Here is a 21,070-nt window from a genome sequence, read left to right on the forward strand (position 1 = left end):
GGCGCCGGCTGCGACTCGCGAGCCGGCGCGCGAACGGGTTGTCAGTGCATCACGCTTCGGTCGGCCACGCGTACGGCAGCGCGTCGAACGCGAGCGCCGGGCCGTCGGCCGAACCGAGGTGCACCGTGCCGCTGTCGAGCGCGGCGAGCTTGATCTCGACCAGTGCGTCGACGCCGCCCGCCGGCGCGGCCGCCGCGTTGACGATCATCCCGCACGGCTGGCCCGGGTCGTCGCTGTGGAACAGCTCGACGCCGGCATGCACGGTATCGGTCTCGCCGGCGACGTGCGCGAGCGCGGTGCGGCGCTTGATCGTGCCGCGGTACTGGCTGCGCGCCACCACTTCCTGGCCCGGGTAGCACCCTTTCCTGAAGTTAACGGCGCCGATCACGTCGAAGTTGACCATTTGCGGTACGAACTGTTCGACGGCCGGCTGCGTGATGCGCGGCTCGCCCGCGCGCACGTCGAGCCAGTCCCACACGGCAGGCGACACGACCGGCAGCGTGCCGGCGAGCGCGGCAAGGCGCGCGTCGACCTCGGCGCGCGGGCCGATCCACAGATAGCGCTTGCGGCCGGCCGCATCCGGCACGCGGATCAGCGTGCCGGCCGGGCCGTCGACCTTCACGTGTACGCCATCGGGCAGCGCATCGAAGATGCCCGACAGCGCGTCGCGCACGTCGCCAGCGAAACCGGCCACCGCGAGCGTGTCGTTCGCATCCGTCAGCTTCGCCTTCGCGCGCAGCACGAACATCGACAGCCGCTTCTGCACGGCAGGCTGCACGTCCTTCGACACGAGCAGGCGCACACCGTGGCCGGCGCGCCACGTGAGGAACGACGCGAGCAGGCGGCCCTTCGGCGAGCAGTACCCGGACAGCCGCGCGCTGCCGGCATCGAGATGCTCGATGTCGTTGGTGAGCTGGCTGTGCAGGAACGTCGCGGCGTCGTCGCCGGCCACGTCGATCACGCCGAACTGCGGCAGCGGCATGCAGGCGCCCGGCGCATCGAAATCGGCGGCGGACGGGCGGGGGAAAACGGGGAGCGAGGCAGATGCGGCCTGGGCAGCCGGTGAAGCGAACGGTGTGCTCATGGAATGAGGGAACAGTCAACCCTGACTTTGACGAAGGCGAGCAAGTATTATATGGGTCTTACCTGAGTCACGTTTCCATGTCCCTACTGAAGAAATGCGCCGCGACGATCGTGGCGCTGGCCGTCGTTGTGGCCGCTGCCGGCGCGGGCGGCGGGTATTACTGGGCGACCCGGCCGCTGTTGCTGGGCTCGGCATCGCTCGACGTCACGATCAAGCCGCGCAGCAGCGTGAAGAGCGTCGCGCTGCAGCTCAAGCGCGGCGGCGTGCCGGTCGAGCCGTTCGCGTTCGTCGCGATGACGCGCGTGCTCGGGCTGTCGAGCCGGCTCAAATCGGGCAATTACGAATTCAAGACCGGCATCACGCCGTACGACGTGCTGCAGAAGATCGCGCGCGGCGACGTGAACGAATACGTCGCGACGGTCATCGAGGGCTGGACCTTCAAGCGGATGCGCGCGGAGCTCGACGCGAATCCCGATCTGGCGCACGCGACGGCCGGCATGAGCGACGCCGAGCTGCTGCGCGCGATCGGCGCGCCGGACGGCGTGGTGCAGCGCGGCAGCGGCGAGGGGCTGTTCTTCCCCGATACCTACCTGTTCGACAAGGGCACGAGCGACCTGAACATCTACCGGCGCGCCTATCGCCTGATGCAGACGCGCATCGACGAGGCATGGGCCGCGCGCACGCCGGGGCTGCCGTACAAGACGCCTTACGAGATGCTGACGATCGCGTCGATCGTCGAGAAGGAAACCGGCCACGCGGCCGACCGCGCGTTCGTCGCGGCCGTGTTCGCGAACCGGCTGCGCATCGGCATGCCGCTGCAGACCGATCCGTCCGTGATCTACGGGCTCGGCGACGCGTACGACGGCCGGCTGCGCAAGCGCGACCTGCAGGCCGACACTCCTTACAATACCTACACCCGACGCGGGCTGCCGCCCACGCCGATCGCGTTGCCGGGCGTCGCCGCACTGCAGGCGGCGATCAATCCGGCCCCGACGAGCGCGCTCTATTTCGTCGCGAAGGGCGACGGCACGAGCGTGTTCTCGGACACGCTCGGCGACCACAACAAGGCCGTGGACAAATACATACGAGGTCAATAATGGCGAGCGGTAAATTCATCACGTTCGAGGGCATCGACGGGGCGGGCAAGACCACCCACCTGGCATGGTTCTGCGAACGCCTTCAGGGCCGGCTGGCTGCGGCCGGCCGGCAGGTCGTCGTGACCCGCGAGCCGGGCGGCACGCAGCTCGGCGAGAAACTGCGCGAGATCCTGCTGAACCAGCCGATGGATCTCGAGACGGAAGCGCTGCTGATGTTCGCCGCGCGGCGCGAGCACCTCGCGCTCGTGATCGAGCCGGCGCTCGCGCGCGGCGACTGGGTCGTGTCCGACCGCTTCACCGACGCGACCTTCGCGTACCAGGGCGGCGGCCGCGGGCTGCCGCGCGACAAGCTCGAGACGCTCGAGCGCTGGGTGCAGGGCGGTTTCCAGCCCGACCTCACGGTGCTGTTCGACGTCGCGCCGCAGGTCGCGAGCGAGCGTCGCGGGGCCGCGCGCATGCCGGACAAGTTCGAAAGCGAGTCCGACGCGTTCTTCTCGCGTACGCGTGCCGAATACCTGCGGCGCGCGGAAGAGGCGCCGCACCGCTTCGCGATCGTCGATGCGACGCGATCGATTCCCGAGATTCGCCAGCAGCTCGAACGCGTGCTCGCCGCGCTGTAACCCGCAAGGACGCACCCCATGATCTATCCGTGGCAAACCGACGACTGGAACCGCCTGCAGCAACTGCGCGCGCAATGGCCGCATGCGCTGCTGCTGCACGGTCAGGCCGGGATCGGCAAGCTGCAGTTCGCGCAGCATCTCGCGCAGGGTTTCCTGTGCGAATCGCCGCAGCCGAACGGCGAGCCGTGCGGCGCCTGCGCGGCCTGCAACTGGTTCTCGCAGGGCAACCACCCGGACTACCGGATCGTGCTGCCCGAGGCGCTGGCGGGCGAGGCGCCGGGCGCCGCGGACGACGCGAAGCCGGCCGACGCGGACGAAGGCGGCAAGAAGACCCGGGCGCCGAGCAAGGAAATCAAGATCGAGCAGGTGCGCGCGCTGCTCGACTTCTGCGGGGTCGGCTCGCACCGCGGCGGCGCGCGCGTCGTCGTGCTGTATCCGGCGGAAGCGCTCAACGTCGCCGCGTCGAACGCGCTGCTGAAAACGCTGGAGGAGCCGCCGCCCGGCGTCGTGTTCCTGCTCGTGTCGGCGCGCATCGACCGCCTGTTGCCGACCATCATCAGCCGCTGCCGCCAGTGGCCGATGACCGTGCCGGCACCGGAGGCCGCCGCCGCGTGGCTGGCGGCGCAGGGCGTCGACCAGGCCAGCGCGCTGCTCGCGGAAGCCGGCGGCGCGCCGCTCGCCGCGCTGGCGCTCGCGAGCGACGAGAATCGTCCGCTGCGCGACTACACGTTGGGGCAACTGGCCGCCGGGGCGGCCTGCGACCCGTTCGCGTGCGGCGAGACGCTGCAGAAGCTGCCGGTGCCGCTGGTGCTCGGCTGGCTGCAACGCTGGCTGTACGATGTGCTCGCGCAGCGGATGGCCGGCGCGCCGCGCTACTTCCCGATGCACGCGGCGGCCCTGGCGCGCTGCGCGGAAGCGGTCGACGCGAACGCATTCGCCCGCTTCATGAAAGCCGTGACGCGGCAGCGGACCGTCGAGAACCATCCGCTCAACGCGCGGCTCGTATTCGAGGAATTGTTTCTCGGCTATCGGGAAATGTTTGCTTGATCCGGCATTGTTTCCGATGGGTTGCGAAACGATGAACGGATCACGCGACGGCACGACCGTGGCCGGCCGGCCCGCCCACGTCGCCCGCTGCCGCATGCCGGCGGGCGCATGAGCGTCCGTCTCACGTATTCAGGAAACACGATGTTCGTCGACTCTCACTGCCACATCAATTTCAAGGGCCTGGCCGACCGCCTGCCGGCCGTTCTCGAGAACATGCGCGAGCACGACGTCACCCACGCGCTGTGCGTGTCGGTCGATTTGGAGACGCTGCCCGACGTGCTCGCGATCGCCGAAGCGCACGACAACGTGTACGCGTCGGTCGGCGTGCATCCCGATCACGAGGACATGCGCGAGCCGACGCTCGCGGAGCTCGTCGAGCTGGCCGCGCACCCGAAGGTCGTCGCGATCGGCGAAACCGGCCTCGACTATTACCGTCTCGAAGGCCGCTCGATCGCCGACATGGAATGGCAGCGCGACCGCTTTCGCACGCACATCCGCGCGGCGACCGCGACGATGAAGCCGCTGATCATCCATACGCGTTCGTCGTCGGAAGACACGCTGCGGATCATGGCCGAGGAGCGCGCGGACGTGCCGGGCGGCGTGATGCACTGCTTCACCGAGCCGTGGCCGGTCGCCGAGCAGGCGCTCGCGCAGAACTTCCATATCTCGCTGTCGGGCATCGTCACGTTCAAGAACGCGACCGACGTGCAGGACGTCGCGCGGCGCGTGCCGCTCGACCGGCTGCTGATCGAGACCGACTCGCCGTACCTCGCGCCGGTGCCGTATCGCGGCAAGCCGAATGAACCTGCGTACGTCAGCCATGTCGGACGCTTTATCGCATCCGAGCGCGGGATCGCCGTCGAGGCGCTCGCGGATGCGACGACGCAGAACTTTTTCCGGCTGTTCAGGATCGCCCGCTAACGACGGGCGCGCAGCCGACAACCCAGGGAAGGAGCCCACAACAATGACGAAGCCGACCAACCATCTGCCCAAACGCGCACTCGTTGCGGCCGCATTCGTCGCGAGCGGGCTGTTCGCCGCCGCCGGCGCGCATGCCGAGTCGCTCGACGCGATCGTCAAGGCCGTCAAGTTCGACGACATCGCCGATATCGGCAAGCAGCTCAAGAGCGGCAAGCTCGATCCGAACACGCTCGCGCCGAACGGCGACCCGATCCTCGTGATCGCCGCGCGCGAGAAGTCCGACAAGGTCGCGGCCGCGATCGCGACGACGCCGAACGTCGATCTCGAAAAGGAAGACAAGGCCGGCGAAAACGCGCTGATGCTCGCGTCGCTGAACGGCGACCTCGGCCTCGTCAAGCTGCTGATCGACAAGGGCGCGGAAGTCAGCAAGAAGGGCTGGGCGCCGCTGCACTACGCGGCGACCAACGGCCAGGACGCGGTCGTCAAGGTGCTGCTCGACCACGACGCGTACATCGATACCGCATCGCCGAACGGCACGACGCCGCTGATGATGGCCGCGCGCGGCAACCATGCGTCGACGGTCACGCTGCTGCTCGACCAGGGCGCCGATCCGCAGGTGAAGAACCAGCTCGGCATCACCGCGCTCGAGTTCGCGAAGCACTACAACGCGCCGGACGCGATCGAGATCCTGAGCAAGCGGACGACGCGTATCGGTGCGTCGACGCCGGCAGATGCACAAAAGAGTGCAAAATAACGGTTTTTGGTGCGGCGCCGCCTGTCCGCCCGGCCGGCTTCCGGCCGCGGCAGGGCAGCCGGCGCCGCACCGGCCAACGCAGCAGGCGGTCACCGGCCGCATTGACATAAGGAACACCATGTTGCGCGCAATGTTTTGTGCCGCGGCGTTTGCCGTGCCGTTGTCGGCGGCGGCTTTCACGGGCGCGGATCTCGACCGGCTGTGCGCGAAGACGGACGTCAAGTCGCGGGCGTCGTGCGCGGCCTATATCGAAGGCGCCGCCGACGGCGTCTACAACACGATCGATGCGATCGGCGGCACCACGGGGCCGCGCGTCGGCCAGTACTTCTGCCTGCCGCCCGACATCCGGGCGCAACAGATGACGGACGCGGTGCGCAAGTACATCGCCGAAAATCCGAAGCTGGCCGACTACAACGCGAGCACCGCGGTGTCGCTCGGTCTCGGCAAGGCGTTTCCCTGCAGGAGCGGCAACTGATCTGACGCCGTGTCCGGGCGCGTGCGTGGCCCGGACGTCGCCGACGCATCCAGGACGAAGCCTGCGCGCTTCATCACTCGAGGGCGCCGATGATTTCAATCGAGGAACTGCAGCGCATCGCCGATGCGCCGTTGCATTCGTGGCTCGGCACGCTGGTCGTGTCGGTCATCGTGATACTGGTCGTCACGGTCGTGCACCGCCTCGGCGCACGCATCGTCAAGCGCATCGCGCAGCCGTATCCGCTGATGAGCGCGATCCTGCGCTACATCGACAAGCCGTCGCTCGTCGTGCTGGCGTTGCTGGCGCTCGAATTCGTGTGGGTCCAGGCCGACGACGGCATGTCGTTCGTGCGCGGCATGCGCACCGCGGCGGCGGTCGGCTCGATCGTGTCGCTCACGTGGCTGCTGGTACGGCTCGCGGCCGGCGTCGGCGACGCGATCATCCAGGCCCATCCGATCGATACGGCCGACAACCTCCACGCGCGACGCGTCCATACGCAGGCCAAGGTGCTCGTACGGACCGTGATGGTGCTGATCGTGATCATCGGTACCGGCGCCGCGCTGATGACGTTTCCGAACGTGCGCCAGATCGGCGCGAGCCTGCTGGCATCGGCCGGTGTCGCGGGGCTGGTCGCCGGTATCGCCGCGCGGCCGGTGCTGGGCAACCTGATTGCCGGGTTGCAGATCGCGCTCACGCAGCCGATCCGGCTCGACGACGTGGTCGTGATCCAGGGCGAGTGGGGGCGCATCGAGGAAATCACCGGTTCGTTCGTGTCGGTGCGGCTGTGGGACCAGCGGCGCCTCGTCGTGCCGCTGCAGTGGATCATCGAGAACCCGTTCACGAACTGGACGCGCAGCAGCGCGGAGATCATCGGCACGGTCTACCTGTCGGTCGATTACCGTACGCCGCTCGCGCCGCTGCGCGAGGAGCTCGCGCGGCTCGTCCACGCGGCGCCGGAATGGGACGGCCGCGTGCAGGTGCTGCAGGTGACCGACGCGACGGAGCGCACGATGCAGTTGCGCGCGCTCGTCAGCGCGGCCGATTCGTCGTCGTGCTGGGACCTGCGCTGCCGCGTGCGCGAAGGATTGATCGCCTATCTGCAGGACCGTTATCCGCAATGCCTGCCGCGCAGCCGGATGGAGCTGTATCCGCACGAATCCGCGCCCGATGCGCCGAATCCCGAGCGGCCGCACGCGCGGTCGCCTGCGGCCAGCACGGCGGCCAACACCGCGGCCGATCCGCAGGCCGTCGACGGCCGCTGAACGCGGCCCGGCGCCTGCCTGCCATTCCCCGTCGCCCAATTCCATGACCGCGCTGAAGACGCTCGCCATCGCCAATTACCGCTCGCTGCGCGAGCTGATCGTGCCGCTCGCGGCGCTCAACGTCGTCACGGGGCCGAACGGCAGCGGCAAGTCGAGCGTGTACCGCGCGCTGCGGCTGCTCGCCGACACCGCGCAGGGCCGCGTGATCCCGTCGCTCGCCCGCGAGGGTGGCTTGCCGTCGACGTTGTGGGCCGGCCCCGAGCGTTTCTCGCGCGCGATGCTGGCCGGCGACGTGCCGGTGACGGGCACGGTGCGCAAGGGCCCGGTGAGCCTGAAGCTCGGCTTTGCGTGCGACGATTTCGGCTACTCGATCGATCTGGGCCTGCCGCTGCCGAGCAGTTCGCAGTTTGCGCTCGATCCGGTGGTCAAGCGCGAATGCGTCTGGGGCGGCGCGTTGCTGCGCCCGTCCACGCTGCTGGTCGACCGGCAGGGCGCGCAGATCCGCGTGCGTACCGCATCGGGCGACTGGCAGACGATTCCGCAGCCGGTCGCGAGCTTCGACAGCATGATGACCGAGTTCGCCGATCCGACCGGCGCGCCCGAGATGATCGCGGTACGCGAACGGATCCGCTCGTGGCGCTTTTACGACCATTTCCGGACCGATGCGCAGGCGCCGGCGCGCCAGTCGCACATCGGCACCCATACGCCGGTGCTCGCGGACGACGGGGCCGACCTCGCCGCCGCGCTGCAGACGATCCGCGAAATCGGCGACGCGGCGGCGCTCGACGCGGCGATCGACGACGCGTTTCCCGGCGCGTCGGTGGAGATCGACAACCCGGGCGGCCGTGGCCGCTTCGACGTGCTGATGCGCCAGCCGGGGCTGCTGCGGCCGCTGGCGGCGGCCGAGCTGTCCGACGGCACGCTGCGCTACCTGCTGCTCGCGGCCGCGCTGCTGACGCCTCGGCCGCCGGCGCTGATGGTGCTGAACGAACCGGAGACGAGCCTGCATCCCGATCTGCTGCCGGCGCTCGGCCGCCTGATCGCGCAGGCCGCCCGGCGCTCGCAGGTGCTGGTCGTGTCGCACGCGGCGCGGCTCATCGCGACGCTCGAGCGCGAGGCGGGCTGCGAATCGCTGGTGCTCGACAAGCAGCTCGGCGCGACCGCGCTCGTCGATGCCGACTCGCGCGACCTGCCGGCATGGAAGTGGCCGTCGCGTTGACGGCCTGATCGCGATCGTTGGCATGTGTTCGACGCCCGGCCGCGCCGAATCCGCGCCAGCCGGGCCCGAGCGACGCGGCGAGCCCGATCGGTCGAATGTATCCGGTCTGTAACAACCCCCAAAAAATGCAAGACCTGCGGTTCCGCTCATCGGGATCGCGAATAATAATGAGATATCCGGCTGGCGCCATGCCGGCCGGCGCGGCATGGACGCAGGGCGGGGCGCGCGCAAGCGCGGACTCCGCCGGCCGTACCGCAACGGACAGGACACAGGAGACGTGGACCATGAGAATTGCCCAGATCGCCCCGCTGACCGAATCCGTGCCGCCGAAGCTGTACGGCGGCACGGAGCGCGTCGTGTCCTACATCACCGAGGCGCTCGTCGACCTCGGCCACGACGTGACGCTGTTCGCGAGCGGCGATTCGACGACGCGGGCGAAGCTCGAGCCCGTGTGGCCGCGCGCGCTGCGGCTCGATTCGTCGATCCGCGACCGGGTCGCGCCGCACATGCTGCTGATGGAGACGGTCGCGCGCCGCGCGAAGGATTTCGACGTGCTCCATTTCCACATGGACTACTACTCGTTCTCGGTCTTCAACCGGCAGGAAACGCCTTACGTGACGACGCTGCACGGCCGGCTCGACCTGCCCGAGCAGCAACCGGTGTTCGACACGTTCAACACGGCGCCGGTGATCTCGATTTCCAATTCGCAGCGCCAGCCGTTGCCGCAGGCGAAATGGCTGACGACCGTCTATCACGGGCTGCCCGATACGCTGTACATGCCGCAGCCCGTCGAGCCGCGCTATCTCGCGTTCCTCGGCCGTATCTCGCCGGAAAAACGCGTCGATACCGCGATCCGCATCGCCCGCCAGTGTGGGTTGCCGATCCGGATCGCCGCGAAGATCGACGCGGCCGACCAGGAATACTTCGACCGGGAGATCAAGCCGCTCTTCGCGTTGCCGCACGTCGAATACATCGGCGAGATCGCCGATCACGAGAAGGCCGAATTCCTGTCGGGTGCGCATGCGCTGCTGTTTCCGATCGACTGGCCGGAGCCGTTCGGCCTGGTGATGATCGAGGCGATGTCGTGCGGCACGCCGGTGATCGCGTTCAACCGCGGCGCGGTGCCCGAAGTGGTGGACGAGGGCGTGTCGGGTTTCATCGTCGAGGACGAAATCAGCGCGGTGGCCGCCGTGAACCGGCTGCACCTGCTGCCGCGTGCGCGCGTGCGGCAGCGTTTCGAGGAGCGCTTCACGTCGCGCCGGATGGCGCAGCAGTACGTCGACGTGTACCAGTCGGTGATCCGCGCGCAGAAGCGCTCGCGCTTCAAGGTGATCGATTCGACGACCTGAGCGGCCTGAACGGCCCGAGCAGTCCGACCGACCCGGCGCACCGCGCCGGCGGATAAAAAAACGGCGATGCCCGCAAGGACATCGCCGTTTGCGCATGACCCGCGCGCGGCACGCGCGGGCAGTGCGTCAACGTCAGATCTTGAGCTTGGTGACCTTGGTGCCGTTGATCGACACGTCGCCCATCAGGCCGGCGTTGGTCAGCACGACGACCTGGATCGGCGCGGTAGCCGTGTTGGAGTCGACCGCGCCGTTCGCGCCCATCTTCACGAGCGCGACCGATGCGCCGGCGCCGGCTGCCCAGCCGTCCGAGCCGCGGAATTCGTCGAGCGCCTGCTGCGTCATGAACAGGAACACGATCGCCTTCGACTGCGCGCCGGCCTGCAGGCCGACCGACAGCGACGACGTGTTGTAGTAGCCGACCGTGCTGCCGCCGACGCGCAGCGCGCCATTGCCGGACTGGCCGCCGACGATGAAGCCGGCCTGGATCACTTCGGGGAACACCAGCACGCCGCGCGATTTCGCGACGAGCTCGCGCGAGCCCTTGACCGTGGAGTACATGCGCGACAGCGTCGCGTCGACGCTCGCGTCGATCGACTGACGCTTCGACGCGTTGGTCGCGGCGTTGTCCGGCTTGTCCGGGGTGGTGGTGCAACCGGTGAGCGCGAGGCTACCGACGATGAGCGCAGCGGCGGCTTTCAGCACAAGATTCCGTTTTTGCATCGTTGTTCTCCATCGGATGATGTTCGGAGTGAGTCTCGCTCAAGGAGCGGATCACGTCGGCAGTTATATCACAGCGGATTACGGCCTCTTTTCGTTGCCACGTGAAAAAGCGTCAAATCGCGCGAGGGTGTCGCGGCGCGCCAACGGACGGAGCGGCGCCCGAGCGCCAGGCGCGCTTCGCGCGGGGGCGGCATGCGGGGAACGCAGTGGTCGACCGGGGGGCGGCGGCGCCCGCGGCGCGTGTCGGGGTCAGTGCGTGACAGGCGGAACGGGCGGCTTGATCGGCGGGCGGCGCAGCGCGCGGCGGATCAGCGCGATCACGACGCCGCAGGCGAACAGGAACGCGGCCGGGACGACCCAGTAGCCGACGAACGCATGCCACAGGTAGCCGGCGAGCGTATTGCGGCGCACCACGTATTCGTCGCGGGCCGCCTGCTGGCGCGGCGCGTTGGCGGCGAGCACGTCGGCCGGGCAGCCGGCCGCGCGCGCGTCGTCAGGATCCCCGTGGCACTTCGCGGCGGCGCCGGCGGCCTGCTGCGCATCGGTGAGCTGCCAGGTGGTCAGCGCGAGCTGCAGGTCCGCCTTGTTGTAGGCCATTTCCTCGCGGATCTCGCGCACGGCGATGATCGCGACGGGCACCGCCCAGAACACGATCACGATCAGCCAGCGGCGGAACCAGCGGTGTTGTCTCCATGCCATCCAAAGCCTCCGTTTGACGCGCGTGCGCGTCCGTCTCGAGGGCGGCCCGATGGCGCTTCTTGGTCTTGGGTGGGCCGCGTTGCAGCCATCATAGAAGAAAACGCGGCGAATTGCCGCACCATGTGGCGGCATCGTGACGGCGGGCCGGAAAAACGGGGCGGGAAAGGCCGAATGGCGCACGTCGATGCGCGTGCAACGAAAACGAAAATGCCGCGCCCGCCGAAGCGGGACGCGGCATTCGGGACGGGAGCGCCGGGACTCAGGCGGCCGGCTGGTTGCTCAGGCAGCTCTTCATGAACGCCTTGCGATCGTCACCCTTCTTGCCGGTGGCCTGCGTGTTGCATGCCTTCATCTTCTCCTGCTGCGTCATTGCCTTTGCGGGCTTCGCCGACAGGCAGTCCTTCATGAACGCCTTGCGTTCGTCGCCCGTCTTGCCGGCTGCCTGCGTGTTACAGGCCTTCATCTTGTCCTGCTGGCTGTTCGCCGCGAATGCGGGGGAAGCCAGCATGCCGCCGAGAAGCACTGCGGCTACGAGCGATTGGATTTTCATTTCGACACTCCCATGGGGTGAATTGCGCGTGATCGACGTCGTCACGAAGCACGACGCGATGAGGACAGGGCCACATCGCACCACGCGTTCCGATTATGGCAAATCAATGTGAAAACACCAAAACGGCACTTCCTATAACGTTGCGGACGCCACGGCCGTTGACGGCGCGTGCGGCGCGGGGATCGGGACAAACCATGACGCGCGCCGGCAACGGCCGGCTGCCGCGCCGGAACCCGCCGGCTCGCGGCCGCGAGCCATTACAATCGCGGCCATGAATACACCGAACACCGCATCCCCTTCGTCCGCGCCGGCGCTGCCGCGCATCGCCGTCCTCGCCACCGGCGGCACGATCGCCGGCGCCGCGCCCGACGCGGCCAGCACGGCCGGCTACCAGGCCGGCGCGCTCGGCGTCAGTTTCCTGGTCGACGCCGTGCCGGCGCTCGCGTCCGTCGCGCGCATCGACGCGGAGCAGGTCGCCAGCATCGACAGCAAGGATCTCGCGCTGCCGCTGTGGAACACGCTCGCCGCACGGATCGACGCGCTGATGGCCGACCCGGCGATCGACGGCATCGTGATCACCCACGGCACCGATACGCTCGAGGAGACCGCGTATGCGCTGCATCTGGTCGTGAAAGGCGACAAGCCGGTCGTGCTGACGGCCGCGATGCGGCCGGCAACCGCGCTGTCGTCCGACGGCCCGCTGAACCTGCTGAACGCGGTGACGGTGGCCGCCCATCCGGCCGCGCACGGGCAGGGCGTGCTGGTCGCGTTCAACAACCGGATCCACGGCGCGCGCGACGTCGTCAAGACGAGCACTTATGCAGTCGACGCGTTCCAGTCGCCGGAGCTCGGTGCGCTCGGCTGGGTGCAGGACGGCCGCGTCGAATTCGCGCGCCGCGTCACGCGTACCCGCGACACGCAACTGGCGATCGCGGCGAGCTGGCCGCTGGTCGAAGTCGTCGCGAGCTATGCAGGCGTGACGCGCACGGCCGTCGACGCGCTCGTCGCGGCCGGCGTGCGCGGCCTCGTCGTCGCGGGTACCGGCAATGGCTCGATCCATGCGACGCTGCAGTCGGCGCTCGCCGATGCGGTGAAGGCGGGCGTGGCGGTGGTCCGCGCGTCGCGCGTGGGTTCGGGGCACGTGATGAGCAACGGCGCCGCGAGCGACGATGCGCTCGGTTTCGTGAGCGCGGGCTCGCTGCACCCGTTCAAGGCGCGCGTGCTGCTGATGCTCGCGCTCGCGAACGGCATCCACGATCGCGACGCCCTGCAGCGCGCGTTCGATACGCTGTGACCGACGGTCGCCGCGCGGACGTCGCGCAGCGTGCATAAAAAAATGGCAGGCCAATGGCCTGCCATTTTTGCGTCAGTGCTGCGCGAACGCTCAGGACTGCGGCGGAATCACGAGCTTCTGGCCCGGGTAGATCCGGTCCGGGCTCGACAGCATCGGCTTGTTCGCCTCGAAGATCACCGGATACTTGTTCGCGTCGCCATACACTTCCTTGGCGATCGCCGACAGCGTATCGCCCGGCTTCACGTCGTGGTACTGCACTTCCGGATCGTCCGGCTGCAGATCGTCGTCGTTGACGCCCGCGACACCCTGCACGTTGCCGGCCGCGACCTTGACCTTCGCCTTCGTGTCGAGATCGGCGACGCTGCCCGACAGCGTGACGGTGCGCGATGCGCCGTCGAACGCGACGGTCAGGTTCGACGTGTCGAGACCTTGCGAGCTGATGTAGTTCTTGATGGCATCGGCCGCGGTCTGGTTCGCGGCATTCGGATCTTCCGCTGCCTGTGCATCGGCGTGACCCAGCAGTTTTTCACCCGCCTCCTTGATAAACGAAAGAAGACCCATCGTTGCACTCCTTAGGTGGTTGAAAAGAAAACGCGCCGTGAAGTGGCGAAAAAAACACCGCGCTGGGGGCGTGCCCGGAAGGGCGCGCAAGCGCGGCGGTTTTCTCGAAAGGCGTGGCGAAAGTGTAGGCGTTCAACGCGACGATTGCATGAAAAATCGCACGCTCGAACGTAAAGAAATGTAATACGCGAAATCCGACAGGCGGACACCCGACGACGACGTCTGACCGACCAAGGCTTCCCCGGCGCCGCCGGGTGCCGCTGCGGACCCCACCACGCCGCTCTCAGCCCAGAGCGGCGTTTTTCGCCCCGTCCCGCATGCCGTTGGCGATGCAGGGCGGGGCGCCCCACCGTGATGCGCGCGTGCGGCGCGCATCGATGCGACCGGCCGCGGCCGAGTCACGTGTATCCGTCGCACGCCTGCGCCATCGCAGCACAAACGCGCGTTGCGGCATCCGCGTTACGCGGCCGGCGTCTGGCCGATCTCGAAGTTCGACATGATCTCGAGCGCGCGCACGAGTGCCGAGTGATCCCATGCCTTGCCGCCGTGCGACGCGCACACGCTGAACAGCTGCTGCGCGCTCGCGGTGTGCGGCAGCGCGAGGCCGAGCTTGCGCGCGCCGTCGAGCGCGAGGTTCAGGTCCTTCTGGTGCAGCTCGATGCGGAAGCCCGGATCGAACGTGCGCTTGGTCATGCGCGCACCGTGCACTTCGAGGATGCGCGACGCGGCGAAGCCGCCCATCAGCGCCTGGCGCACGCGCTCCGGATCGGCGCCCGAACGGGCGGCGAACAGCAGCGCCTCGCCGACCGCCTCGATGTTCAGCGCGACGATGATCTGGTTCGCGACCTTGCAGGTCTGGCCCGCGCCGTTGTCGCCGACGAGCGTGATGTTCTTGCCCATCTTCTCGAACAGCGGCTTCGCGCGCTCGAATGCCTTCTCCGGTCCGCCGACCATGATCGTCAGCGTCGCTTCGCGTGCGCCGACTTCGCCGCCGGACACCGGCGCGTCGAGGTAGTCGCAGCCGAGCGCGTTGATCTGCTTCGCGAATGCCTGCGTGTCGAGCGGCGAGATCGAGCTCATGTCGATCACGAGCTTGCCGGCCGTCAGGCCCTTCGCGACGCCGTCGTCGGCGAACAGCACGTTACGTACGTCCGGCGTGTCCGGCACCATCGAGATGATGATGTCGGCGTGCTGCGCGACTTCGGTGGAGTTCGCGACGACCTTCGCGCTGCCGCGCAGGTCGTCCGGGATCGGGAACGCGCCGTTCACGACGAGTTGATGATCGCCCTTGAGCAGGTTGCGCGCCATGTGCGCGCCCATGATGCCGAGGCCGATGAAACCGATGGTTGCCATGTGAAAGTCTCCTATAGGGCTGAAAACGGAAAGGGCGCGACTCAGGCGGCGCGACGCGCCGAGGCCGGTGCGCAGCCGGCTACGCTTTGCAGCCAGCCGAGGCCTTCCGTCGTGGTGGTACGGGGCTTGTATTCGCAGCCGACGTAGCCGGCATAGCCGAGCCGGTCGAGCAGCGCGAACAGGAACGCATAGTTGATCTCGCCGGTGCCCGGCTCGTTGCGGCCCGGGTTGTCCGCGAGCTGGACGTGGCCGATCGATGCGAGGTTGCGTTCGATCGTCGCGGCCAGTTCGCCTTCCATGCGTTGCATGTGATAGATGTCGTACTGCAGGAACAGGTTGTCCGAGCCGACCGCGCGGATCACGTCGAGCCCTTCCGACGAGCGGTTCAGCGCGAAGCCCGGGATGTCGAAGCTGTTGCACGGCTCGACGAGCAGGCGGATGCCTTCGCGCTTGAGCGCGTCGGCCGCGAAGCGCAGGTTGTCGACGATCGTGACGAACGTCTTGTCGCGCGCCGTGCTCGCCGACGGGATGCCGACGAGGCAGTTCAGCTGCGGCACCTTCAGCGCCTTCGCATACTCGATCGCACGGCCGACGCCTTCCTGGAATTCGCCGACGCGATCGGGCAGGCACGCGATGCCGCGCTCGCCCTGATCCCAGTTGCCGGCGGGCAGGTTGTGCAGCACGAGGCGCAGACGGTTGGTCTCGAGCCGTTCGGCGAGTTCCTCTTTCGCATACGGGTACGGGAACAGGAACTCGACGGCGTCGAAGCCCGCGTCCGCGGCCGCCTTGAAGCGGTCGAGGAACGGCACTTCGTTGAACAGCATGGTCAGGTTTGCAGCAAACTTCGGCATGAGCTAAGCCTCTTCGGTCGGTCAGTCAAAAAAGTCTTGCGGGTCAGTCGAGCATCGAGATCGCGGTCGGGGCATGCTCGGCCTTTTCGGCGAGATCCTCGAATTCGTTGATCGCATCGATTTCGGTGCCCATCGAGATGTTCGTCACGCGCTCGAGGATCACTTCGACGACCACCGGCACGCTGAACTCTTCCGCGAGCGTCTGCGCCTGGCGCAGCGCCGGCTCGATCTCTTCCGGCTTGAACACGCGCAGCGCCTTGCAGCCGAGGCCTTCCGCGACGGCCACGTGGTCGACGCCATAACCGTTCAGTTCCGGCGCGTTCACGTTGTCGAACGCGAGCTGCACGCAGTAGTCCATGTCGAACGCGCGCTGCGCCTGGCGGATCAGCCCGAGGTACGAGTTATTCACGACGACGTGCACGTACGGCAGCTTGAATTGCGCGCCGGCCGCCAGTTCCTCGATCATGAACTGGAAGTCGTAGTCGCCGGACAGCGCGACGATCGGGCGGCTCGGATCGGCCGCACGCACGCCGAGCGCGGCGGGGATCGTCCAGCCGAGCGGGCCGGCCTGGCCGCAGTTGATCCAGTTGCGTGCCTTGAACACGTGCAGGAACTGTGCGGCGGCGATCTGCGACAGGCCGATCGTGCTGACGTAGCAGGTATCGCGGCCGAACACCTTGTTCATCTCTTCGTACACGCGCTGCGGCTTGACCGGCACGTTGTCGAAGTGCGTCTTGCGCTGCAGCGTGCGCTTGCGTTCCTGGCAGTCGGCGACCCACGCGCTGCGGTCCTTCAGCTTGCCGGCGGCCTTCCATTCCTGCGCGACCGCGACGAACAGCTCGAGTGCGGCCTTCGCGTCGGACACGATGCCGAGATCCGGGCCGAACACGCGGCCGATCTGCGTCGGTTCGATGTCGACGTGCACGAACTTGCGGCCCTTCGTGTAGACCTCGACGCTGCCCGTGTGGCGGTTCGCCCAGCGGTTGCCGATGCCGAGCACGAAATCCGATGCGAGCATCGTCGCGTTGCCGTAGCGGTGCGACGTCTGCAGACCGACCATGCCGGCCATCAGCGGGTGGTCGTCGGCAATCGCGCCCCACGACATCAGCGTCGGGATCACCGGCACGCCGACCGTTTCGGCGAACTGTACGAGCAGGTCTTCGGCCGCCGCGTTGAGCACGCCGCCGCCCGACACGATCAGCGGCTTGTCCGCGTCGTTGAGCATCGTGAGCGCCTTCTCGATCTGCGCACGGGTGGCCGCGGGCTTGTAGACCGGCAGCGGTTCGTACGTGTCGATGTCGAATTCGATTTCGGCGAGCTGCACGTCGATCGGCAGGTCGACCAGCACCGGGCCCGGACGGCCCGAGCGCATCAGGTGGAATGCCTGCTGGAACACCCGCGGCACGAGCGCCGGTTCGCGCACGGTGACGGCCCACTTCGTGACCGGCTTCGCGATCGATTCGATGTCGACGGCCTGGAAGTCTTCCTTGTAGAGGCGCGCGCGCGGTGCCTGGCCGGTGATCGCGAGGATCGGAATCGAATCGGCGGACGCGGAATAGAGGCCGGTGATCATGTCGGTGCCGGCGGGGCCCGACGTGCCGATGCACACGCCGATGTTGCCCGGCGCCGCACGCGTGAAGCCTTCGGCCATGTGCGACGCGCCTTCGACGTGGCGCGCCAGCACGTGGCTGATGCCGCCCGACTTGCGCATGGCCGAGTAGAACGGGTTGATCGCTGCGCCCGGCACGCCGAACGCGGTCTGGATGCCTTCCTTCTCGAGCACGAGTACGGCTGCGTCGACGGCTCTCATCTTGGCCATGAATGTCTCCTTGGATAGTGGAATCTTGCGAATCGGTCTGTTGAGGACACTTTAGGGATGCAGGAAAGGTTTGATAAGATCAGCCGAAGTCGCTTATTTCGAAACTAAAAGTATGGAATGACGGCCGGACGGGGCTTCCCGCCGGTGTCGGAACGGAGACGGAGACGGGAGATGGATCGCTTCAAGCAGATCGAGACGTTCGTGCGGGTCGCGGACGCGGGCAGCCTCGCGGCGGCGGCGCTCGAGGAGGGCGTGTCGCCGGTGGTGCTCGGGCGGCGCATCGACGCGCTGGAGAAACGCCTCGGCGTGAAGCTGATGTACCGCTCGACGCGGCGGCTGGTCGTCAGCGAGGAGGGCGCCGCGTTCCTCGAGCGCTGCCGCGGGCTGCTGTCCGAATGGGATCAGGCCGAGAACGAGCTGGCCGCCGGCCGGCGCGCGGTCAGCGGGCACCTGATCGTGTCGGCGCCGGCCGCGTTCGGGCGCAAGCACGTCGCGCCGCACGCGCCCGGCTTCCTGGCCGACAAGCCGGAGATGCAGCTGTCGTTCAACCTGACCGACCGTGTCGTCGATCTCGTGCGCGAAGGCTACGACCTGTCGATCCGGATCGGCGGCGCGGTCGATCCGAACTTCGTCGCGGTGAAGCTCGCGTCGAACCGGCGCGTCGTGTGCGGCACGCCCGACTATTTCCGCAAGCACGGGCGGCCGAAGTCGCTCGACGACCTGCTGAAGCACAACTGCCTGGCGTTCAACCTGCAGGGCGGGCAGAACCGCGGCTGGTACTTCCAGCGTCACGGCAAGATCGCGACGATGCGCGTGACCGGCAATCTCGACTGCAACGACGGCGAGCTGCTGCACCGCTGGGTGGCCGAGGGGCTCGGGCTCGGCTGGCGTTCGACGTGGGAAATCGCCGCGCAGCTCGAAACGGGCGAGCTCGAGACCGTACTCGACGAATACGCGCTGCCCGACTACGACATCCTCGCGGTCTACCCGCAGCAGCGCTACGTGCCGGCGCGCGTGCGCTATTTCATCGACTATCTGCGCGCCGCGTACGCGCGCCCCGGTTACTGGAGTACCACGCCATAACGGGCGGCCGGCTGGGCCGTCCGGCGATTTTTTACGCTTCATGCGCACGGCGCGGGAATAAACTCGACGCAGCAGCGGTAAGGTCATCGAGCGCGCACGTTGCCGGTCTGTCCGGGTGCCGTGCGCGGAACGGGCGCGGCGTCGGCCGCCGGGACCAGGGAGGCCATGTGGGGCAAGCCGGACAGGCGGTCGATGACCGGGCGGCGGACGATGCGCGCGCGCGCGGCGAGCGGTTTCGCGCGCTCGTGCTGCCGCATCTCGACGCCGCGTACAACCTCGCGCGCTGGCTGAGCGGCAGCGCCGGCGATGCGGACGACGTCGTGCAGGACGCGTGCATGCGCGCGCTGCGCTTCGTCGATTCGTGTCGCGGCGACAACGCGCGGCCGTGGCTGCTGACGATCGTGCGCCACACCTGGTACACCGAGTGGCGGCGGCGCACGCAGGCGCACGAGGTCGCGCTGCCCGACACGCTCGACGACGCCGACGTCCCGGACGACTGGCAGCCGGCGACGGAGGACCCGCTCGCGCACCTGCTGCGCGGCGAGAACGTGCGGCTCGTGAATGCGGCGCTCGCGAAGCTGCCGCCCGAATACCGCGAGGTGCTCGTGCTGCGCGAGATGGAGGACCTGAGCTACCGCGAGATCGCGGCGATCGTGGACGTGCCGGTCGGCACGGTGATGTCGCGGCTCGCGCGCGGCCGGCGCAAGCTCGCCGCGCTGCTGGGCGGCGCGCCCGCGCCGGCGACCGAAGGCCGGCCGGGCCGTGCGCCGGCGGGCGGAACCGCATCGGAGGCTATCGATGGACTGTAACGAAGCGCGAGCGTTGCTGGACGCGGACGTCGACCGCGAGCTGTCGGCGCCCGATGCGTTGCGGGTCCAGCAGCATGTCGACGGGTGCGATGCGTGCCGCCGCGAACGCGCGCGGATCGTCACGCTGGTGCAGGCCGTGCGGCAGGCCGATTATCACCGCGCGCCGGACGCGCTGCGCGCAAGCCTCCTCGCGAGCCTGCCGGCAGCGGCCGACGCGCGTGCCGATGCGCCGTCGCGGGCCGAGCCGCGGCCGGAGTCCCCGCCACCGCCGCCCCGGCGGCCGCGCGGGCGCGACTGGTTCGCGTGGCTGACCGGGCGGGGCGGGGCGGCACGCCCGGTATCGACCGGCACCGGCCCGCGCGTGGCCGCGCTGCCGGGCCTCGGCTGGGGCGTCGCGTTGCTGATGGCGCTCGCGGCGGCGGGCGGAATGGCATGGTCGGGCCGCCACGCCGACACCGCCCGTACGGTCGACGAACTGGTCGCGAGCCACGTGCGGGCCGACCTGTCGGCGCGCGACATCGACGTGATCTCGACCGACCGGCACACGGTCAAGCCGTGGTTCAACGGCCGGCTCGACTATGCGCCGCCGGTCGAGGATCTCGCGGCGAGCGGCTTCGCGCTGGTCGGCGGCCGGCTCGACTACGTCGGGCGGCGCCGCGTCGCGGTGCTCGTCTACCGCCACCGGCAGCACGTGGTCGACGTTTACGTGCAGCCGGCCGGGGAGCGGCCGGCGGCCCCGTACGCGACCGTGTCGCAGGGCTATGCGCTCGACCGCTGGAACGCGGCCGGGATGACGTGGTGGGCCGTGACCGACGCCGAGCCGTCGGCGCTGGCGGCGTTCCGGACGGCGCTCGACGCGCGACTTGCCGGCACGCATAACGAGTGACCGTTGCGCCGCGCGGCCGGCGCGCTTGCGCTCCGACCCCGACTGCAGAAGGGCCGAGCGGCTGCCGCTTGCCCGACATACCCGCTCAAGTCTTTGAAAATACGGCCGAATCCGTCCGCGAATCGTCGATTGGCCTTGCGTGCGTCCCGTAACCGGGTTAGAATCTTCGGCTTCTCACTTGCCACACCGGTTCAGACGCCCGGGTGGCTTTAATCCACAAGGAGTGTGTAATGCGTCATTACGAAATCGTATTCATCGTGCACCCCGATCAAAGCGAGCAAGTGCCCGCGATGATCGAGCGTTACAAGTCCACGATCACGTCGCACGGCGGCCAGATCCACCGTGTCGAAGACTGGGGCCGTCGCCAACTGGCCTACATGATCGAGAAACTCGCGAAGGCTCACTACGTCTGCATGAACATCGAGTGCGACCAGACGACGCTCGACGAACTCGAACACGCGTTCAAGTTCAACGACGCCGTGCTGCGCCACCTCATCGTCAAGATGAAGAAGGCCGAAACCGGCCCGTCGCCGATGATGAAGGAAGTTCAGCGCGAAGAAGCCAAGAAGGCGGCTGCAGCTCAGCCGGCCGAAGCGCAGGCTTAAGTTCGTCACTCA

At 68.3% G+C, this 21,070-nt stretch carries 22 protein-coding genes; 14 read left to right on the plus strand and 8 right to left on the minus strand.

Going from position 1 to position 21,070, the window contains the following annotated elements:
* Positions 1-49: 49 nt before the first annotated feature.
* Positions 50-1,084 (minus strand): CAF17-like 4Fe-4S cluster assembly/insertion protein YgfZ, encoded by a 1,035-nt coding sequence (gene ygfZ / locus H0X95_RS02585; RefSeq protein WP_048985910.1) that lies wholly within the window; start codon positions 1,082-1,084, stop codon positions 50-52.
* A 77-nt stretch (positions 1,085-1,161) separates the two neighbouring features.
* Between ygfZ and mltG the strand changes: the two genes are divergently transcribed.
* From mltG to H0X95_RS02630, 9 genes are all read left to right on the plus strand, one after another.
* Positions 1,162-2,181, plus strand: coding sequence for an endolytic transglycosylase MltG (gene mltG / locus H0X95_RS02590; RefSeq protein WP_006496368.1), 1,020 nt, complete (start codon positions 1,162-1,164; stop codon positions 2,179-2,181).
* A complete protein-coding gene (gene tmk / locus H0X95_RS02595) occupies positions 2,181-2,801 on the plus strand; it encodes a dTMP kinase (RefSeq protein WP_006483888.1) in 621 nt (206 codons plus the stop codon). Before mltG ends, tmk begins: the two co-directional genes overlap by 1 nt.
* An 18-nt stretch (positions 2,802-2,819) precedes the next feature.
* Positions 2,820-3,848: a DNA polymerase III subunit delta' gene (locus H0X95_RS02600; RefSeq protein ID WP_006496369.1), complete on the plus strand. Its 1,029-nt coding sequence runs from the start codon at positions 2,820-2,822 to the stop codon at positions 3,846-3,848.
* Between the two features lie 141 nt (positions 3,849-3,989).
* Positions 3,990-4,769: a TatD family hydrolase gene (locus tag H0X95_RS02605; RefSeq protein WP_059720652.1), complete on the plus strand. Its 780-nt coding sequence runs from the start codon at positions 3,990-3,992 to the stop codon at positions 4,767-4,769.
* 43 nt (positions 4,770-4,812) lie between these two features.
* Complete coding sequence (locus H0X95_RS02610) at positions 4,813-5,523, plus strand: ankyrin repeat domain-containing protein (RefSeq protein WP_006485954.1); 711 nt, start codon at positions 4,813-4,815, stop codon at positions 5,521-5,523.
* 118 nt (positions 5,524-5,641) lie between these two features.
* Complete coding sequence (locus tag H0X95_RS02615; protein ID WP_006485939.1) at positions 5,642-5,998, plus strand: Rap1a/Tai family immunity protein; 357 nt, start codon at positions 5,642-5,644, stop codon at positions 5,996-5,998.
* Positions 5,999-6,087: 89 nt separating this feature from the next.
* A complete protein-coding gene (locus H0X95_RS02620) occupies positions 6,088-7,260 on the plus strand; it encodes a mechanosensitive ion channel family protein (RefSeq protein ID WP_006485950.1) in 1,173 nt (390 codons plus the stop codon).
* A 43-nt stretch (positions 7,261-7,303) separates the two neighbouring features.
* Positions 7,304-8,479 (plus strand): AAA family ATPase, encoded by a 1,176-nt coding sequence (locus tag H0X95_RS02625; RefSeq protein WP_006496371.1) that lies wholly within the window; start codon positions 7,304-7,306, stop codon positions 8,477-8,479.
* A 284-nt stretch (positions 8,480-8,763) separates the two neighbouring features.
* A complete protein-coding gene (locus tag H0X95_RS02630) occupies positions 8,764-9,828 on the plus strand; it encodes a glycosyltransferase family 4 protein (protein WP_006485945.1) in 1,065 nt (354 codons plus the stop codon).
* Between the two features lie 132 nt (positions 9,829-9,960).
* Here the strand turns inward: H0X95_RS02630 and H0X95_RS02635 are convergent, their stop codons facing one another.
* The 3 genes from H0X95_RS02635 to H0X95_RS02645 form a co-directional block, all read right to left on the minus strand.
* Positions 9,961-10,548: a BPSL1445 family SYLF domain-containing lipoprotein gene (locus H0X95_RS02635; RefSeq protein WP_006496373.1), complete on the minus strand. Its 588-nt coding sequence runs from the start codon at positions 10,546-10,548 to the stop codon at positions 9,961-9,963.
* Between the two features lie 249 nt (positions 10,549-10,797).
* On the minus strand, positions 10,798-11,247 hold the full coding sequence (locus H0X95_RS02640) for a membrane protein (protein ID WP_006485938.1): 450 nt from the start codon (positions 11,245-11,247) through the stop codon (positions 10,798-10,800).
* A 259-nt stretch (positions 11,248-11,506) separates the two neighbouring features.
* Positions 11,507-11,797, minus strand: a complete 291-nt coding sequence (locus H0X95_RS02645; RefSeq protein WP_011549641.1) for a PsiF family protein — start codon at positions 11,795-11,797, stop codon at positions 11,507-11,509.
* A gap of 271 nt (positions 11,798-12,068) precedes the next feature.
* Between H0X95_RS02645 and H0X95_RS02650 the strand changes: the two genes are divergently transcribed.
* Entirely contained in the window at positions 12,069-13,091 is a 1,023-nt protein-coding gene (locus H0X95_RS02650; RefSeq protein WP_059720651.1) for an asparaginase, read from the plus strand.
* Between the two features lie 90 nt (positions 13,092-13,181).
* Here H0X95_RS02650 and lysM read toward each other — a convergent pair whose 3' ends face one another.
* From lysM to gcl, 4 genes are all read right to left on the minus strand, one after another.
* A complete protein-coding gene (gene lysM, locus H0X95_RS02655; RefSeq protein WP_006478617.1) occupies positions 13,182-13,652 on the minus strand; it encodes a peptidoglycan-binding protein LysM in 471 nt (156 codons plus the stop codon).
* A 459-nt stretch (positions 13,653-14,111) separates the two neighbouring features.
* Positions 14,112-15,005, minus strand: a complete 894-nt coding sequence (locus H0X95_RS02660) for a 2-hydroxy-3-oxopropionate reductase (RefSeq protein WP_006485940.1) — start codon at positions 15,003-15,005, stop codon at positions 14,112-14,114.
* 41 nt (positions 15,006-15,046) lie between these two features.
* Complete coding sequence (gene hyi, locus H0X95_RS02665) at positions 15,047-15,856, minus strand: hydroxypyruvate isomerase (protein WP_006485952.1); 810 nt, start codon at positions 15,854-15,856, stop codon at positions 15,047-15,049.
* 43 nt (positions 15,857-15,899) lie between these two features.
* The gene (gcl, locus tag H0X95_RS02670; protein WP_006485953.1) at positions 15,900-17,675 is read right to left on the minus strand and encodes a glyoxylate carboligase; all 1,776 of its coding nucleotides are present in this window, start codon (positions 17,673-17,675) and stop codon (positions 15,900-15,902) included.
* Positions 17,676-17,846: 171 nt separating this feature from the next.
* Between gcl and H0X95_RS02675 the strand changes: the two genes are divergently transcribed.
* From H0X95_RS02675 to rpsF, 4 genes are all read left to right on the plus strand, one after another.
* Positions 17,847-18,758 (plus strand): LysR family transcriptional regulator, encoded by a 912-nt coding sequence (locus H0X95_RS02675; protein ID WP_006496376.1) that lies wholly within the window; start codon positions 17,847-17,849, stop codon positions 18,756-18,758.
* 167 nt (positions 18,759-18,925) lie between these two features.
* Complete coding sequence (locus H0X95_RS02680) at positions 18,926-19,567, plus strand: RNA polymerase sigma factor (protein WP_006496377.1); 642 nt, start codon at positions 18,926-18,928, stop codon at positions 19,565-19,567.
* The gene (locus tag H0X95_RS02685; protein WP_048985915.1) at positions 19,557-20,453 is read left to right on the plus strand and encodes an anti-sigma factor family protein; all 897 of its coding nucleotides are present in this window, start codon (positions 19,557-19,559) and stop codon (positions 20,451-20,453) included. Before H0X95_RS02680 ends, H0X95_RS02685 begins: the two co-directional genes overlap by 11 nt.
* A gap of 230 nt (positions 20,454-20,683) precedes the next feature.
* On the plus strand, positions 20,684-21,058 hold the full coding sequence (gene rpsF / locus H0X95_RS02690; RefSeq protein ID WP_006486255.1) for a 30S ribosomal protein S6: 375 nt from the start codon (positions 20,684-20,686) through the stop codon (positions 21,056-21,058).
* The last annotated feature ends 12 nt before the right edge of the window (positions 21,059-21,070 follow it).

It is taken from the genome of Burkholderia sp. 9779_493 (assembly GCF_015712215.1).
GTDB lineage: Bacteria > Pseudomonadota > Gammaproteobacteria > Burkholderiales > Burkholderiaceae > Burkholderia > Burkholderia cenocepacia.

Excerpts from the sequence above, each read along its gene's own strand:
- H0X95_RS02605 (WP_059720652.1), top strand. The coding sequence starts at position 3,990 with ATGTTCGTCGACTCTCACTGCCACATCAATTTCAAGGGCCTGGCCGAC.
- gcl (WP_006485953.1), bottom strand. The coding sequence starts at position 17,675 with ATGGCCAAGATGAGAGCCGTCGACGCAGCCGTACTCGTGCTCGAGAAG.
- H0X95_RS02675 (WP_006496376.1), top strand. The coding sequence starts at position 17,847 with ATGGATCGCTTCAAGCAGATCGAGACGTTCGTGCGGGTCGCGGACGCG.
- H0X95_RS02645 (WP_011549641.1), bottom strand. The coding sequence starts at position 11,797 with ATGAAAATCCAATCGCTCGTAGCCGCAGTGCTTCTCGGCGGCATGCTG.
- H0X95_RS02640 (WP_006485938.1), bottom strand. The coding sequence starts at position 11,247 with ATGGCATGGAGACAACACCGCTGGTTCCGCCGCTGGCTGATCGTGATC.
- H0X95_RS02620 (WP_006485950.1), top strand. The coding sequence starts at position 6,088 with ATGATTTCAATCGAGGAACTGCAGCGCATCGCCGATGCGCCGTTGCAT.
- tmk (WP_006483888.1), top strand. The coding sequence starts at position 2,181 with ATGGCGAGCGGTAAATTCATCACGTTCGAGGGCATCGACGGGGCGGGC.
- H0X95_RS02625 (WP_006496371.1), top strand. The coding sequence starts at position 7,304 with ATGACCGCGCTGAAGACGCTCGCCATCGCCAATTACCGCTCGCTGCGC.
- H0X95_RS02630 (WP_006485945.1), top strand. The coding sequence starts at position 8,764 with ATGAGAATTGCCCAGATCGCCCCGCTGACCGAATCCGTGCCGCCGAAG.
- H0X95_RS02660 (WP_006485940.1), bottom strand. The coding sequence starts at position 15,005 with ATGGCAACCATCGGTTTCATCGGCCTCGGCATCATGGGCGCGCACATG.
- H0X95_RS02600 (WP_006496369.1), top strand. The coding sequence starts at position 2,820 with ATGATCTATCCGTGGCAAACCGACGACTGGAACCGCCTGCAGCAACTG.
- H0X95_RS02650 (WP_059720651.1), top strand. The coding sequence starts at position 12,069 with ATGAATACACCGAACACCGCATCCCCTTCGTCCGCGCCGGCGCTGCCG.
- H0X95_RS02615 (WP_006485939.1), top strand. The coding sequence starts at position 5,642 with ATGTTGCGCGCAATGTTTTGTGCCGCGGCGTTTGCCGTGCCGTTGTCG.
- H0X95_RS02610 (WP_006485954.1), top strand. The coding sequence starts at position 4,813 with ATGACGAAGCCGACCAACCATCTGCCCAAACGCGCACTCGTTGCGGCC.
- ygfZ (WP_048985910.1), bottom strand. The coding sequence starts at position 1,084 with ATGAGCACACCGTTCGCTTCACCGGCTGCCCAGGCCGCATCTGCCTCG.
- lysM (WP_006478617.1), bottom strand. The coding sequence starts at position 13,652 with ATGGGTCTTCTTTCGTTTATCAAGGAGGCGGGTGAAAAACTGCTGGGT.
- hyi (WP_006485952.1), bottom strand. The coding sequence starts at position 15,856 with ATGCCGAAGTTTGCTGCAAACCTGACCATGCTGTTCAACGAAGTGCCG.
- H0X95_RS02635 (WP_006496373.1), bottom strand. The coding sequence starts at position 10,548 with ATGCAAAAACGGAATCTTGTGCTGAAAGCCGCCGCTGCGCTCATCGTC.
- H0X95_RS02685 (WP_048985915.1), top strand. The coding sequence starts at position 19,557 with ATGGACTGTAACGAAGCGCGAGCGTTGCTGGACGCGGACGTCGACCGC.
- mltG (WP_006496368.1), top strand. The coding sequence starts at position 1,162 with ATGTCCCTACTGAAGAAATGCGCCGCGACGATCGTGGCGCTGGCCGTC.
- rpsF (WP_006486255.1), top strand. The coding sequence starts at position 20,684 with ATGCGTCATTACGAAATCGTATTCATCGTGCACCCCGATCAAAGCGAG.